Consider the following 13,369-nt stretch of genomic DNA (forward strand, 5'->3'; position numbering starts at 1 on the left):
CGGGCCCACCGACAGCAGAGGTTCCCACCGATGGCTCTTCGCACCCTGTCCCCGCGCCGGCGACTCGCCGGCCTCCTCACCGCCGTGGCCGCCCTCGGCGCCGTGGTCGCCGCGCCCTCCGCGCCGTCGGCGACCGCCGCCCCGGGCAGCCCCGGCGAGCGGCCGTCGTTCTGCGGCCACGACAACCGCAGCACGCCGTACGCCGGCTACCTGTGCGCGCAGGAGGGCGACCTGCTCGACGTCCGCATCGGCGACGTGCACCCGACGCAGCCGTCGCTCGGCTACGACGAGGTCTACTACAAGCTCGGCCGCTACACGCTCGGCAAGGACGCCATCAACAAGAGGTTCGCCGACTGGTGCGAGGCCGACGGCCGGCTCGACGCCGTCGCCGCCCAGCCCGACGCGCGCCTCGACGACCCGTCGTCCTTCACCTGCGCGCTGCCGCGCGGCGGCGAGACCGCGGCGAGCATCGCCGCGATGAAGACCGTGGTGATCGGCCCCGGCGGCGAGCCCTTCCTCACCGACGGCCATCACACGCTGACCGCCTTCGACGAGACGCCCGACGGCGGCCCGAACCTGCACGTGCGGGTGCGCGTCCAGGCCAACTTCAGCACCCTGACCCGCAAGGACTTCTGGGCGCAGATGATCGCCCACAAGTGGACCTACCTGCTCGACCCGCAGGGCGACCCGGTGAAGGTCGACCAGCTGCCGACGAGCGTCGGGCTGTCGAGCTTCCAGAACGACAAGTACCGCAGCCTGCTCTACTTCGGCCGCGACATCGGCTACGCCCAGAACGGCCTGCCGTTCCAGGAGTTCTACTGGGGCGACTGGATCCGCGACACCCGTCCGGCCGGCCTGACCAGCTGGAGCAACACCGACCCGGCCGGCTACCTCGCCGCGGTCAAGGCCTCCACCCAGGCGATGACGGCGCTGCCGAAGAGCACCGTCGTCGACAGCGGCTTCACCGCCGCCCAGCTCGGTGCCCTCGACTCCTGGAACGCCGGCAAGGCCGAGAACAAGGGCGAGTTCGACAAGCTGAGCAAGCCCTACAGCGACGCGAAGCCGGGCAAGATCGCGTACGCGCTGGAGTACAAGCGGGTGCACGGGCTCGACTGATCAGCCGTCTCAGATCCGGAAGAACAGGTTCAGGTAGCGGAACGCGACCGTCTGGTCGCCGCGGATCGTGCCCGCGTTGCTGCGCCCGAACGCCGTCAGCACGAAGCTGCCCGGGTCGAACTCGAGCACCGGCACGTCGTCGATCTCGCCGGAACTGTAGGAGAAGCCGTCCGGCGAGACGGCGACGCGCGTGTCTCCGGCGTTCGGTCCGGACGTGATCCGGATGCCGACCTCGCACGCGTCGGCCGCCTCCACCGGGTTCGAGGTGTACTGCCAGAGCACGAACATGAACGGCGTGAGCAGGTCGGCCGCCTCGCCGGACAGCCCGTGGGCACGGCCGGTCCCCTGCCGCACGTCCCACGAGTGCACGCCGTAGTCCATGAGCTGGAACGCCGGGAAGAAGAACGCCGGCAGCGGTCCCATGTAGAAGTGCGGGACCAGGAGCTGCGTCCAGTCCTCATGGGTCAGGCCGTCGAAGAGCTCCATCATCTTCGCGAAGTCGTCGCGCAGCCGGTCGACCAGCGCCTCCCGCGACTCGGTCCGGCTCAGCGCCTGCGCCTGGACGTCGACGCGCGCGGCCATCCCCGGCAGCCCGTACGCCGGCTCGACCTGGCGGTGGTTGCGTGCGGCGTCGAAGGCGACGAAGTACGCCTCCGTCGTGTCGACCAGGTGGCCCACGGCGTCCCGGACCTGCCAGTGCCCGGCCCCGGTTGGCGCCTGCCATGCCTCCTCGCTGTCGACGAGGTCGAAGAACTGCTCTGCTTCGGTGCGCACGACCCGCAGGATCGTGCCCTTGCCTTCCGGGGTCATGGCGTTCCAGGTGCTCATGCCCACCACCTCCGTCGGGAGGAGATTCGAGGGGCCGGCCCGGATCCGGCGCAGGCTGCGCCGGGCGCTGCGGACTGCCCGGTGAGTCATGGGTGGAGACGTCGGATCCACGGTAGCCCCACCCTCGCCCGGCACCAAGGACGACGACCGCCCCCGGCCGGAGCGATCAGGCGCCGTCCTCGGTGAGCGCCGCGGACGGCAGCCAGTCGGCGCCGAGGAGCTCGGCGAGGTCGGCAAGGCCGGTGGTGTCGCTTCCGACGGTGTCGGAGGCCGCGGCGATCCGCTCCACCATCACCTTGCCGACCTGCTCCTCGACGGTGCCCTCGGCGTAGGCGATGTGCCACGGCGAGACCTGGTGGTCGCGGTGCGTGCGGCCGGTCACCTGCCGGCCCGCGATGCCGGAGAAGCGGGCCTGGTGGAAGACACCGACGCGCGGCTCGGTGCTCGCCCGGCGGCCGTCGGCCAGGGTCTCGCCCGCGTGCAGGCTGATCGAGGCGACCGTCGTGAACACGCAGACCTTCGCCGCTCCGGTCTGGAACCGGAGCCGCTCCGCCTCGGGGTCGAACCGGTCACGTCCGTAGATGGTGGCCACCTCGATGCCGGAGTCGCGCAGCCGGTCGACGATCGGGTCGGCGGCGGTCGCGACGAACTCCACCGAGCACGCCACCTGCCGTTCCGCCCGCACCTGCTGGGCGATCCAGTCGACCGTCGAGTCGACGCGGATCAGCCCGGCCTTCTGCCGGAACCGCAGCAGCGCTGCGCGGCCCTTGGCGACATTGCGACCGCGGCGGGCGATGTCCATCTCGCGGCAGAACTCACCCCACTCCGCCTCGTACGCCGCCCGCTCCGCCGGCGTGAGCGCCACCGGCATCCCCGAGATCGGCACCGGCCCCCAAGGCGCGGCCCGGTGGAGCATCGCAGGCGGCCGCTCGTCGGCGAGCCAGCCGCGGACCAGCTTGAGGTCGGCCGCGCGCCGTGCCGCGTCGGTGGTCCAGGAGGCGCCGTAGCGACCGGACTCCACGCCGACGCCGTGCCGTTCGAGTGCCTCGGCGAAGGAGGCACCGGGCTGGGTCGCCGACGTCCAGTCCTTCATCGACTCGCCGAGCACCTGCGCGTAGGCCGGCGCCAGATAGGGCAGCTCCAGCGGCGTGTGCCCGGGCGTCGCCGTCGTCGCGATCACGAAGGGCGCCTTGTCGTGCGGGCGCCCGTGACCCGAGATCCGCGCCCAGAGCTTCCACCGCTTGGTCGTCGTACGGCGCAGGGCGTGGGCCTCGTCGGCGATGATGACGTCCCAGGCGTGGTCCTTGACCTTCTCCAGCCGGTCCCACGTGATGACGACCCACTCCATGCCGCCGTCGCCGAGCGCCGCGATGGTGCGACACCAGTGGCCGATGGTGATCGCCGCCGGACGGTCGGCGACGACGAGCACCCGCTCGGCGCCGCGCAGGTCGCCCACCGCGGTCGCGCCGAGCACCGCGGAGATCGTCTTGCCGACGCCGGGCTCGTCGGCCAGCAGGAACAGCCGCCCGCCGGCCTCGGCCCGCGCGGCGATCGCGTCCGCGGCCTCGAACTGGAGCCGCCGCGGCTCGAGCGCATCGGTCGGCGCCGGACTCGGCGTCGGGTCGTCCGGGTTGAGGGTGTTCTCGATGAAGCGACCCAGCGTGTAGGGGCCGGGCGCGTACGGCTGGAGGTGCGCGGGTAGCACGCGGCCGACGTACAGGTGGGTCTTGACGGCCGGGTGCCAGGTCGCGCCCTCGACCTGCGTGCCGTAGGGGACGTCGAGCACCCACAGCCGCTCCCCCGGGCCGACGAGCGGCAGCGGCCGCGGCGCCGACGAGGTGCGGCGGCGGGGGCGGGAGCGTCGGGTGCGGACCACCCCCGGACGCTATCGGTTGCCCGGCGCCGACTACGACATTCGTCGCGGTGCCGGTACGTCGGGCGCCGCTCGCGCGCGCGAGCGCGACGGCGTTCGATGGAGGAGCGGCGATCCCGCGAAGGAGGCGACGTGGACGAGGTGCGCGTGCTCGTGGTCGAGGGCGATCTGCGGAGCCGCCGCGCCCTCGTCCGGCTGGTGGACGCGATGACCGGCTACCGCGTCGTCGCGGAGTCGGCCGAGCCGTGCGAGGCCGCGCGCCTGGCCCGCCAGCACGCGCCCGCGGTCGCCCTGGTCGACCTCGACACCCCCGGCGGCCTCTCGGGACTGTCCCTGACCCGTGAGCTCACCGCGCTCGGGATCTCGGTGGTGGCGATGAGCTCGGTGGCCCACTCGCGGCATCCGTCGGCACTCGCCGGCGCCTCGGCCTTCCACGACAAGGGCGGCGCGGCCGCGACGCTCCCCGAGGCCCTGGCCAAGGTCGCGTCCGAGCACGCGCGCGGCGACCGACCGGCGTCCTAGACTCAGTGGCATGGCGTCTCTCGAGAGTCGCCCCGAGGCTGGGAGCACGTCCCGCGAGCTCGTCGCACTGCTCGAACGAGTCGGCGCGGAGGTGGTCGCGTCCGCCCTGACCGCCCATCCCGAGGGCATCGCCGTGCTCGACGGCGACCGCCGCCTCCTGTGGGTCAACGACGGCGGTGCGTCGATCCTGGGCGCCGCGCCGAGCGCGCTGATCGGGGCACCGGCCACGATGCTGGTCGCCACCGGCGTCGACTCGTCCGGCCGGGACGCAATGCCGGAGCTCGAGCTGGTCGAGTCGCCCTTCGGGGCACCCGACGACCGCTGGACGCTCGTCACCTTCCGCGACGTCACCGTCGCCCACCGCCGGCAGCGCCAGCTCCGGGCCTTCACCCGGGCGGCCGCGCGGATCACGGTCGGCGAGACGCTCGACGAGGTCCTGGACCACCTCGCCGAGGAGGTGCAGGCCACGACGGAGGCGGTGGCGTGCGGCGTCGTCCTGGTCGACCCCGAAACCGGCGCCATCCAGGCGGGTGCGGCCGGCGACCTGCCGCCGCACTACGCGGAGCGGCTCGAGGAGTCACGGGCACTCGGGGCGCCACTGCTGAGCCTCAAGGCGTTCGAGACCGGCGAGGCCCAGATCGGCCGGCACTGGATGCGGTCGATCGCGACGGACCCCCGGTTCGCGCCGATCCTCGGCGAGGGCGACCACGACTGGGACACCATCGTGGTGGCCCCGATCACGGCGCGCGGGCGGCAGCTCGGCGTCCTCACGGCGTCGTACGCGCCCGGGGTCGACCCGGACGAGGAGGACGTCGCCTTCCTCACCGCGATCGGCGACCAGGCGGCGGTCGCGATCGAGAACACCCGTCTGGTGGCGAAGATCGGCGAGTCCGCGTCGCTGGAGGAGCGCCACCGGCTGGCGCGCGACCTCCACGACTCGATCTCCCAGGCGATGTTCTCGCTGACCCTGCACACGCGGGCGGTCCAGCTGGCACACGACCAGGAGCCGCCGGACCGGGAGTCGGTGGCCCAGGGCATCGCCGAGCTGCGCGAGCTCACCCAGGGCGTCCACGCGGAGATGCGGGCGCTGATCTTCCAGCTGCGGCCGGGCGCGCTGCACGACGAGGGACTGGTCGCGGCGGTGACCAAGCAGGCCGCGGCGGTCGCCGCGCGCAGCGGGCTGGAGATCGAGGTGACCGGACCGGACGAGCGGCTGCCGCTCTCCGAGGCCGTCGAGCAGGAGCTGTTCCGGCTGGTGCAGGAGGCCCTCAACAACGTGGCCAAGCATGCCGGGGCCCGACAGGTCCGGATCTCGTTCGGTACGACGGACGCGGGCGACCTGAGCATCCGGGTCGCGGACGACGGCGTCGGCTTCGACGCGAGGGCCGCCTATCCCGGCCACCTGGGCCTCACCTCGATGGCGGAGCGGGCCGAGCGCGCGGGCGGACGACTGGTCGTCGACAGCAGGCCCGGCGGACCGACGGTGGTCGAGGTACTGCTTCCGGGAGCGCTCCCCCCGCAGCGGTGAGGTCAGGCGACCGACTCGAGGATGTGCCGGGTGCGGCCGTCGGGCAGCAGGGCCATGCCGTCGTCGAAGAGGACGACGCCGTTGCAGAGCAGGCACCAGCCCTGCTCGGAGTGGTCAGCGGTGACGTGGGCGCGGCAGCAGTCGCCGGCACTGGCTGAGGGGCACTGGGGGTTGTGGTTGCACATCGTCCGACTCCTTGTCTGTGTCGAGCTCCACGGTCGCTGGGTCTCGGCGGGTTTCGTTGAGAACCACCATGCGCCTTCCGTGCCGCTCCTGCCACGTCGCCTTGACGGCACCGATCGGGTCAATCGCGGCCACCCTGCCCGCGACCGACGTCCGTCATGACCGCGACGGATGTCGCACCCGTTGCCCTGCCTGCGCGCCGGTGGGATTCTCAGGACGTGAGTGACGCAGCGGGTGTCATCAGGGTCTTCCTCGTCGATGACCACGCCGTGGTCCGCCGCGGCATGCGCGCGTTCATCGACATGCTCCCCGACCTCGAGGTGGTCGGCGAGGCGGTCGACGGCCAGGACGCCGTCGAGCAGCTCGACCACCGCGCCGTCGACGGCGAGCTCCCGGACGTCGTCCTGATGGACCTGATGATGCCGCGCCTCGACGGCCTGGCCGCGACGAGCGCGATCAAGGCCCGGCACCCGCAGGTCGAGGTGGTCGCACTGACCAGCTTCAGCGAGGTGGAGCGGGTGCACGCCGTCCTGGAGGCGGGGGCGGCGGGCTATCTGCTCAAGGACGCCGAGGCCGACGAGGTCGCGGCCGCCGTCCGCGCCGCGATGGCCGGCGAGGTGCACCTCGACCCCGCCGTCGCGCGTCGCCTGACCCGCACGCTGGTCGCCGGCGGAGACCCGGTCGGCGAGCTGACCACGCGCGAGCGCGAGGTGCTGATCCTGGTCGCGAAGGGCCAGTCCAACCGCGACATCGCGCACGAGCTGGTGATCAGCGAGCGGACCGCCCGCACCCACGTCAGCAACGTGCTGGTCAAGCTCGGGCTGAGCTCGCGGACCCAGGCGGCGGTCTGGGCGATCCGGGAGGGGCTGGTGCCCTCGCCGTGACCGGGCCGGCCGCCGCGGACCGGGGCGACGGCGACAAAAAGCGATCCGGCCCTGCCCCAGCGTCTCGCTGGACAGAGCCGGATCTTCGGTCGGGCTGACAGGATTTGAACCTGCGACCCCCTGACCCCCAGTCAGGTGCGCTACCAAGCTGCGCTACAGCCCGATACCTCGGCCGGGTCACCGTCCAAGGCGAACGGAACACTACCGCAGGCACGCGAACTCTCCCGAATCGCCCACCCCACAGCGCGCGTCACGGTAGGAAACTACCCATGCACCGACGTTTCATCGCCGCCCTCGTGCTGCCGTTCGCACTCACCGCGTGCGGGAGCGACGACAAGCCCGCGGCCACGCAGGAACCGACGTCGGAGGCGCCGTCCGAGGCGCCGTCCGAGGCGACGTCCGAGGCGACGTCCGAGTCGCCGTCCACGGTGGAGACCGAGGTCGTCGCCGGGGACCTGAGCGCCGCCGACCAGGCCGCGATCAGTACGACGATCCGCGAGTTCCTGGTCACCGGCGACTGCGACCTGGCGACCACCGAGTACCTGCGCTCGATCGCCCTCTTCGCCGACGAGAGCACCCCGCGCGAGGAGGCCTGCACGAGCTGGGAGAGCGTGTTCAGCAAGCCGCTGTTCACCCAGGACGACGTCCAGCTCACCGAGCTGCAGGGCGAGAACGGCGTGGCGACGGTCAAGGTCGGCTCGAAGCTCGCCAACATCACCACGCTCTACCAGCTGACCGAGGTCGACGGCACCTGGCTGGTCAGCGGCGACGAGTTCAACACCGACGGCCTCTGAGGCTCCCCCGGCGCCGACGACGCAAGCGCCCCGCCGGATGACCGGCGGGGCGCTTGTCGTGGACGGCGAGCGGACGGCTCAGGCGCCGTAGACCGGCTCCGGCGTCGGGGCCTCGGCGAGGATGTCGCGCAGCGCGCTGCCGACCTTCTCCGCCTCCCAGCGGGCGCCCGCGTCGCGCGACGGGCCGTGCGACCAGCCGTTCTCGACGGTGATCACGGAGCCGTCGATCTCGATGACGCGACCGGTCACGTCGCCGGCCTCCTCGGAGGCGAGCCAGGCGACGATCGGCGAGTTGTCCTCGGGCAGGGCCATCGCGGAGGTGTCGAACGCGCCCTCCGTCATCCGGGTCTTGGCGACCGGCGCGATCGCGTTGACCGTGACGCCGTAGCGGCCCATCTCCTGGGCGGCGACGAGGGTGAGGCCGGCGATGCCCGCCTTGGCGGCCGAGTAGGTGGCCTGGCCGACGGAGCCCTGCAGGCCGGCACCGGAGGAGGTGTTGATGACGCGGGCCGCGCGCTGGCGGCCCTCCTTGGCCTCGGCCCGCCAGTACGCCCCGGCGTGGCGCAGCGGGGCGAAGTGGCCCTTGAGGTGGACGCGGATGACGGCGTCCCACTCGTCCTCGGCGGTGTTGACGAGCATCCGGTCGCGCAGGAAGCCGGCGTTGTTGACCAGGATGTCGAGGCCGCCGAAGGTGTCGATGGCCTGGCGGATCATCGCCTCGGCCGCAGCGAAGTCGGCCACGTCGGCGCCGTTGACGACCGCCTGGCCGCCCATCGCCTCGATCTCGGCGACCACCTCGTGGGCGGGCGACTCGTCGGTGCCCTCACCGGCGGCCGACACGCCGAAGTCGTTGACGACGACCTTCGCGCCGTGGCGGGCGAGTTCCAGGGCGTGCGCCCGGCCGATGCCGCGGCCGGCTCCGGTCACGATGGCCACGCGGCCTTCGAGCAGCTTGCTCACGAGTACTCCTAGGGGTTCAGGCGTTGAGGACGATGTACTGGAAGACCGGGAACTCGCCGCCGCCGTGGCAGGCGACGCTCGCACCGGAGACATAGGTGGCCAGATCGCTGGCGAGGAAGGCCGCGACGTTGCCGATCTCCTCGATCCGGCCCATCCGGCCGGCGGGGATGGTCCGCTCGATGGCGGCCACGGTCTCGTCGCTGCCGTAGTGGTCGGCGGTGTCGCCGGTGCGCACCAGGCCGACGTCGATGCAGTTGACCCGCACCTTCGGGCCCCACTCCATCGCGAGCGAGGTGGTCAGCGAGTCGGTGCCGGCCTTGGCCGCGCCGTACGCCGCGGTGCCCGGCGAGGGCCGGAGCGCGGAGACGGACGAGATGTTGATGATCGAGCCGCCGCCGTCCTGCTCCTGCATCACCTTGTTGGCGGCCTGGCTGACGTGGAGCGCGGCCATCAGGTTGAGGCCGACGATCTTGTCGTGCAGGCGGGGCGAGGCGTCCGCGGCCATCGCGTACGGCGCGCCGCCCGCGTTGTTGACGACGATGTCGAGGCGCCCGTGGCGGGCGACGATCGCGTCGACGAGAGCGGTCACCGCGTCGGCGTCGCGGACGTCGCAGGTCAGGTGGCTGGCGCCCGCCGGCGGCTCGGCCTCGGAGCGGCCGCAGGTCACGACCGTCGCACCGGCGGCCATCAGCACCTCGGAGATCCCGCGGCCGATGCCGCGGGCACCGCCGGTGACGAGGGCGACCCGGCCGGTCAGGTCCAAGCTGAGTGTCATGACTGCACAATACCAAGCAAATGCTTGGTAGCATGCATCCATGACAGTCACCAGCGAGTTGCGTCCGGACGGCATCCGCGTCGTCACGATGAACGCTCCCCCGGTCAACGCCCTCACCGTGCAGGGCTGGTTCGACGTGGCCGCGGCCCTCGACGAGGCCAGCGCCGACATGAACACGAAGGTCGTCGTCCTCCGCGCGGAGGGCAAGGGCTTCAACGCGGGCGTCGACATCAAGGAGATGCAGAACACCACCGGCTTCGACGCCCTCCTGGGCGCGAACAAGGGCTGCTTCGCCGCGTTCAAGGCTGTCTACGAGTGCTCCGTGCCGGTCGTCGCGGCGGTCAACGGCTTCTGCGTCGGCGGCGGCGTCGGACTGGTCGGCAACGCCGACGTCGTGGTCGCCAGCGAGGACGCCTACTTCGGCGTCCCCGAGGTCAACCAGGGCGCGCTGGGTGCGGCCACCCACATGGCCCGCCTGGTCCCCCAGCACATGATGCGCACCCTCTACTTCACCGCGCGCACGATCCCGGCCAAGGATCTGGTCCAGTTCGGCTCCGTGCTCGAGGTGGTCCCGCGCGACCAGCTCGACGACGCCGCGTTCCAGGTCGCCGGTGAGATCGCCGCCAAGAACACCAAGGTGATCCGGGCCGCCAAGGAGGCCCTCAACGGCATCGACCCGATCGACGTCAACAAGTCCTACCGCTGGGAGCAGGGCTTCACCTTCGAGCTCAACCTGATGGGCGTCAGCGACGAGCTCCGCGACGACTTCGCGGGCACGTCCAAGGCGGGGGGCGCGCAGTGAGCCGCAAGCCGCGCGACAAGCGGATGTCGATCGACGAGGTCGTCGGCAGCCTCGAGAGCGGGATGACCATCGGCATCGGCGGCTGGGGTCCCCGGCGCAAGCCGATGGCGCTGATCCGCGCGATCTACAACTCCGACCTCACCGACCTGACCATCGTCTCCTGGGGCGGCGCCGACGTGGGCCTGCTCGCCCGCGCGGGCAAGATCCGCAAGCTGGTCTACGCCTTCGTCTCGCTCGACACCGTGCCGCTCGAGCCCAACTTCCAGCGCGCCCGCCAGGCGGCGTCCATCCCCGAGATCGTCGAGCTCGACGAGGGCATGTTCCAGACCGGCCTCAAGGCCGCGGCCGAGCGGCTGCCGTTCCTGCCGATGCGCGCGGGCCTCGGCTCCGACGTCCTGGTCAACAACCCGTGGATCAAGACCGTCACCAGCCCGTACGACGACGGCGCCGGCCACGAGGAGCTCGTCGCCGTCCCCGCGCTCCGCCTCGACGCCGCGCTGATCCACCTCAACCGCGCCGACGTCCACGGCAACGGGACCTACCTCGGCCCCGACCCCTACTTCGACGACCTCTTCGCGATGGCCGCCGACAAGACCTACCTCTGCGTCGAGCAGATCGTCGACACCGCCGGGCTCACCGTCGACACCCCGGTCCAGCGGCTGCTGGTCAACCGGATGATGGTCAGCGGCGTCGTCGAGACGCCCCGCGGCGCCCACTTCACCACCTGCACGCCCGACTACGAGCGCGACGAGAGGTTCCAGCGCGCCTACGCCGCGGCCGCCGGCGGCACGGACGAGGAGTGGCAGGCCTTCCACGACCGCTTCCTCGCGGGCGACGAGGCGTCGTACCAGGCAGCCGTCCAGGCCAACACCTTGGAGAACGCTCGATGAGTGACTACACCCGCGCCGACGTGTGCGCCGCCGCGATCGCCGACGCCTTCAGCGAGGACGGCGAGATCTTCGCCAGCCCGATGGGCCTGCTGCCGACGCTCGGCGTCCGGCTCGCCAAGCTCACCTCCAACCCCGACCTGGTGATCAGCGACGGCGAGTCGCTGTTCCTGGGCGGCACTCCCCCGCTCGGCGGCAAGGACGTCGTCGAGGGCTGGATCCCGTTCCGCCGCGTCTTCGACGTGGTCGCCTACGGCAAGCGGCACGTGATGATGGGCGCCACCCAGGTCGACCGGCAGGGCAACCAGAACATCTCCGCGATCGGGCCGTTCGCGCGGCCCAAGCGCCAGCTGCTCGGCTCGCGCGGCGCGCCGGGCAACACGGTCAACAACCGCACGTCGTACTGGGTGCCCAAGCACTCCGCCCGCGTCTTCGTCGAGCAGGTCGACATCGTCTCCGGCGTCGGCCCGGCGCGGGCCAAGGCGGCCGGTGCGGGCGCGTCGCGCTACAACGACATCCACCGGATCGTCAGCAACCTCGGCGTCTTCGACATGGGCGGCGCCGACGACACGATGCGCCTGGTCTCAGTCCACCCCGGCGTGACCGTCGACGAGGTGGTCGCGTCGACCGGGTTCGCGCTGGAGATCCCGGCCGAGGTGCCGATCACCCGCGAGCCCTCCTCCGAGGAGCTCACCATCATCCGCGAGATGCTCGATCCCAAGGGCCTGCGGTTCAAGGAGGTGCCGAATGATTGAGCAGCAGATCCGGACGCCGTTCACCGACCTGGTCGGCGTCCCCCACCCCGTCGTGCAGACCGGCATGGGCTGGGTCTCCGGCCCGCGCCTGGTCTCGGGCACCGCGAACGCCGGCGGCCTCGGCATCCTCGCCTCGGCGACGATGACCTTCGCCGAGCTCGAGCAGGCGATCATCGAGGTCAAGGGCCGCACCGACAAGCCGTTCGGCGTCAACCTCCGCGCCGACGCGGCCGACGCCTCCGACCGCTGCCGGCTGCTCATCGACCACGGCGTGAAGGTCGCCTCCTTCGCGCTCGCCCCCAAGCCGGAGCTGATCGCCAAGCTCAAGGAGCACGACATCGTCGTGATGCCGTCGATCGGCGCGGCCAAGCACGCCAAGAAGGTCGCCGGCTGGGGCGCCGATGCGGTCATGGTCCAAGGCGGTGAGGGCGGTGGCCACACCGGCGCCATCCCGACCACGCTGCTGCTGCCGACCGTGCTCGACGCCGTCGACATCCCAGTCATCGCGGCCGGCGGCTTCTTCGACGGGCGCGGCCTCGCGGCCGCCCTGTCCTACGGCGCCGCGGGCGTCGGCATGGGCACCCGCTTCCTGCTGACCCGCGACTCGGCCGTCCCGGACGCGGTCAAGGAGCTCTACCTGACCAAGGGCCTCGCCGACACCATCGTCACCACGAAGGTCGACGGCATGCCCCACCGGATGCTGCGGACCCCGCTCGTCGACTCGCTCGAGGAGACGTCCGCCGTACGCCGGCTCGGGCCGTCGGCGCGCCGGACCCTGGAGTTCAAGAAGTCGTCGGGCATGTCGTGGACGGCGCTGCTCAAGGACGGCCGGGCCATGAAGAAGGCCCAGGGCCGCACGCTCGGGCAGATGGCGCTCGCCGCCAACACGCCGACCATGCTGCGCGCCGGCCTGGTCGAGGGCGACACCTCGGCGGGCGTGCTCGCCAGCGGACAGGTGGTCGGCGTGATCGACGACCTGCCGTCGTGCGAGGAGCTCATCGAGCGGATCGTCACGCAGGCGGCGGACGAGCTGAAGCGGGCGTCGTCGTACCTGGTGTGACGGCCTCGCCCCGGGCGGCGCGGTTCGGCTTCGGCCGGGCGGCGCCGCTCTGCTTTTCTCAGCCGCGGGGCGGGTGCTCGCGCTCGCGCTGCTGGCGGCGCTCGTGCAGCCGCTGCTCGGCCGCGGGCAGGAACTCCAGGCACGGCGCGTCGGCACCGGCATGCTTCTCGCGCAGGTGGAAGATCCAACGGTCCATCGCGGCCATGAAGCCGTTGTCGTCGCCCGGACGGTACGTCGACCAGCGCCGATCGGCCTTCACCACGCACTCGGTGCAGCCGATCTTGTAGACGAACTGCTCGTCCGCGCCGACGTCGATCCGCACCCGCGCCAGCGGCCCGGCCTGCGCGGCCGCCTTCCGCTCCCGAGCCGATCGGCTCGCCACCATGTCCGCCTCCTGGGTCG

15 protein-coding genes and 1 tRNA gene are annotated in these 13,369 nt (G+C 72.1%); 9 read left to right on the forward strand and 7 right to left on the reverse strand.

The features are described 5' to 3' along the window. Positions 1-30 precede the first annotated feature (30 nt). A complete protein-coding gene (locus AB4880_RS24310) occupies positions 31-1,116 on the forward strand; it encodes a ParB-like protein (RefSeq protein WP_367921807.1) in 1,086 nt (361 codons plus the stop codon). A gap of 9 nt (positions 1,117-1,125) precedes the next feature. Here AB4880_RS24310 and AB4880_RS24315 read toward each other — a convergent pair whose 3' ends face one another. Together AB4880_RS24315 and AB4880_RS24320 are read right to left on the reverse strand one after the other, a co-directional pair. Continuing rightward, positions 1,126-1,944 (reverse strand): maleylpyruvate isomerase family mycothiol-dependent enzyme, encoded by an 819-nt coding sequence (locus AB4880_RS24315; RefSeq protein ID WP_367921808.1) that lies wholly within the window; start codon positions 1,942-1,944, stop codon positions 1,126-1,128. A gap of 166 nt (positions 1,945-2,110) precedes the next feature. Beyond that, positions 2,111-3,820, reverse strand: a complete 1,710-nt coding sequence (locus AB4880_RS24320; RefSeq protein ID WP_367921809.1) for a DEAD/DEAH box helicase — start codon at positions 3,818-3,820, stop codon at positions 2,111-2,113. Between the two features lie 129 nt (positions 3,821-3,949). On the opposite strand from AB4880_RS24320, the gene AB4880_RS24325 reads away from it, so the two are divergent. Together AB4880_RS24325 and AB4880_RS24330 are read left to right on the forward strand one after the other, a co-directional pair. Further along, a complete protein-coding gene (locus AB4880_RS24325) occupies positions 3,950-4,339 on the forward strand; it encodes a response regulator (protein WP_367921810.1) in 390 nt (129 codons plus the stop codon). Between the two features lie 10 nt (positions 4,340-4,349). After that, the gene (locus AB4880_RS24330; protein WP_367921811.1) at positions 4,350-5,867 is read left to right on the forward strand and encodes a PAS domain-containing sensor histidine kinase; all 1,518 of its coding nucleotides are present in this window, start codon (positions 4,350-4,352) and stop codon (positions 5,865-5,867) included. Between the two features lie 2 nt (positions 5,868-5,869). Here the strand turns inward: AB4880_RS24330 and AB4880_RS24335 are convergent, their stop codons facing one another. Continuing rightward, positions 5,870-6,052, reverse strand: coding sequence for a DUF5999 family protein (locus AB4880_RS24335; RefSeq protein ID WP_367921812.1), 183 nt, complete (start codon positions 6,050-6,052; stop codon positions 5,870-5,872). 216 nt (positions 6,053-6,268) lie between these two features. Here AB4880_RS24335 and AB4880_RS24340 point away from each other — a divergent pair, with 216 nt between their 5' ends. Further along, on the forward strand, positions 6,269-6,934 hold the full coding sequence (locus tag AB4880_RS24340; protein WP_367921813.1) for a response regulator transcription factor: 666 nt from the start codon (positions 6,269-6,271) through the stop codon (positions 6,932-6,934). 89 nt (positions 6,935-7,023) lie between these two features. Here AB4880_RS24340 and AB4880_RS24345 read toward each other — a convergent pair. Further along, a tRNA-Pro gene (locus AB4880_RS24345) sits at positions 7,024-7,097 on the reverse strand. 106 nt (positions 7,098-7,203) lie between these two features. On the opposite strand from AB4880_RS24345, the gene AB4880_RS24350 reads away from it, so the two are divergent. After that, positions 7,204-7,728, forward strand: a complete 525-nt coding sequence (locus AB4880_RS24350) for a hypothetical protein (RefSeq protein ID WP_367921814.1) — start codon at positions 7,204-7,206, stop codon at positions 7,726-7,728. 78 nt (positions 7,729-7,806) lie between these two features. Here AB4880_RS24350 and AB4880_RS24355 read toward each other — a convergent pair whose 3' ends face one another. After that, on the reverse strand, positions 7,807-8,688 hold the full coding sequence (locus AB4880_RS24355) for an SDR family oxidoreductase (RefSeq protein WP_367921815.1): 882 nt from the start codon (positions 8,686-8,688) through the stop codon (positions 7,807-7,809). A gap of 16 nt (positions 8,689-8,704) precedes the next feature. Beyond that, positions 8,705-9,463 carry an SDR family oxidoreductase gene (locus AB4880_RS24360; RefSeq protein WP_367921816.1) on the reverse strand — a complete coding sequence of 253 codons (759 nt, stop codon included), beginning with the start codon at positions 9,461-9,463 and terminating at the stop codon, positions 8,705-8,707. Between the two features lie 40 nt (positions 9,464-9,503). Here AB4880_RS24360 and AB4880_RS24365 point away from each other — a divergent pair, with 40 nt between their 5' ends. The 4 genes from AB4880_RS24365 to AB4880_RS24380 are packed head-to-tail and all read left to right on the forward strand — an operon-like array spanning position 9,504 to position 12,967. Next, complete coding sequence (locus AB4880_RS24365; protein ID WP_367921817.1) at positions 9,504-10,265, forward strand: enoyl-CoA hydratase family protein; 762 nt, start codon at positions 9,504-9,506, stop codon at positions 10,263-10,265. Continuing rightward, on the forward strand, positions 10,262-11,155 hold the full coding sequence (locus AB4880_RS24370; protein ID WP_367921818.1) for a CoA transferase subunit A: 894 nt from the start codon (positions 10,262-10,264) through the stop codon (positions 11,153-11,155). Before AB4880_RS24365 ends, AB4880_RS24370 begins: the two co-directional genes overlap by 4 nt. Beyond that, entirely contained in the window at positions 11,152-11,907 is a 756-nt protein-coding gene (locus AB4880_RS24375) for a CoA-transferase subunit beta (RefSeq protein WP_367921819.1), read from the forward strand. The genes AB4880_RS24370 and AB4880_RS24375 overlap by 4 nt, the downstream gene beginning before the upstream one ends. Then, positions 11,900-12,967, forward strand: coding sequence for an NAD(P)H-dependent flavin oxidoreductase (locus AB4880_RS24380; RefSeq protein ID WP_367921820.1), 1,068 nt, complete (start codon positions 11,900-11,902; stop codon positions 12,965-12,967). Before AB4880_RS24375 ends, AB4880_RS24380 begins: the two co-directional genes overlap by 8 nt. Positions 12,968-13,025: 58 nt before the next feature. Here the strand turns inward: AB4880_RS24380 and AB4880_RS24385 are convergent, their stop codons facing one another. Beyond that, positions 13,026-13,352 (reverse strand): hypothetical protein, encoded by a 327-nt coding sequence (locus AB4880_RS24385; protein ID WP_367921821.1) that lies wholly within the window; start codon positions 13,350-13,352, stop codon positions 13,026-13,028. Positions 13,353-13,369: the final 17 nt, after the last annotated feature.

Source organism: Nocardioides ginsengisoli, assembly GCF_039537225.1.
Lineage (GTDB): Bacteria > Actinomycetota > Actinomycetes > Propionibacteriales > Nocardioidaceae > Nocardioides > Nocardioides ginsengisoli.